This is a genomic window from Flavobacterium sp. J49 (genome assembly GCF_011742145.1).
Lineage (GTDB): Bacteria > Bacteroidota > Bacteroidia > Flavobacteriales > Flavobacteriaceae > Flavobacterium.
In genome coordinates this window covers 1-922 of the sequence record NZ_JAAQQU010000032.1, presented here as the reverse complement: position 1 = coordinate 922, position 922 = coordinate 1, and the positions used below count along the sequence as shown (strand labels likewise).

General features: G+C 32.8%; 1 protein-coding gene. It reads left to right on the top strand.

Going from position 1 to position 922, the window contains the following annotated elements; all coding sequences use genetic code 11:
• Window positions 1-119 precede the first annotated feature (119 nt).
• Complete coding sequence (locus tag HA632_RS00125; RefSeq protein WP_176305216.1) at window positions 120-815, top strand: hypothetical protein; 696 nt, start codon at window positions 120-122, stop codon at window positions 813-815.
• The last annotated feature ends 107 nt before the right edge of the window (window positions 816-922 follow it).

The following is a 922-nucleotide window of genomic DNA, read 5'->3' as shown; positions in this document are numbered from 1 at the left end:
TGTTTTTCTTAGCCGGAAACTACTAAGTTCAAATTTTGTTTATATTTACAACTATAAATTATAAAAGTCGCCACTGTGTGAAGCCGCAGGACGTTGTGTGCTATATTTAAACCCTGCAAATGAAGGCAATTTTATTTTTAACGACTTTATTCATTTTCTCATGTCAATCTAAAGACAAAACCGATTCTGTTGAGTCCAAAAGCACAGAAGTCATTGAAACGAAAATTGATAACTCGAATGTAATTGAAAAACCAGAAACTAAAACAGAAGTCAAAGATTGGCAAATTGGTTTTGGTTTGACACATGATATTGACAAAGATACAATTTGGAAAAAACCCGTTAGATATTACATCGAAAACAAAAATTGCTCAAAAGTTGCAATTGATTTCTATTTCGGAAAGTACAGACCAACCGACGAAGACAAAACAGAAAAACTCTTGGGCTTGGTAATAACTGAAAATTCAGAGTTGAGACCATTTTACAGATGGATTCTTAATAAAACAATATTAATTCAAGATGGCGCATTAGCAGAATATACTGGAATTCCAGCCAGACAATATGCTGAAAAATTTCCAAGTGAGTTTTTCGAATATATGGACTTTGACAAAACAAACGAAAAATATACAGATTGGTATAATTCAATTCAGTACAGCGGTTTTTATGACATGGACGATTTCGAAAATCCTAAATCAATTAGAGAAGAATTGGAAAAAAAGATGTGGAAAAACTGCAAGAATTGTAATAAGGCAACGTTAGTGAGAATTAAAAAATTTGCGCTTGATTGCTTTCCCGATTCAGAAAAAGAAACTAAATAAAATACAGCACACAACAGCAGTTTGTGATTATGGCTGGTTTTGGGTTTATCAGAAATGTCTCGGCTGACTGAAATTTTAGTTATATTTGGAAACGCAAGTGAGTGAAG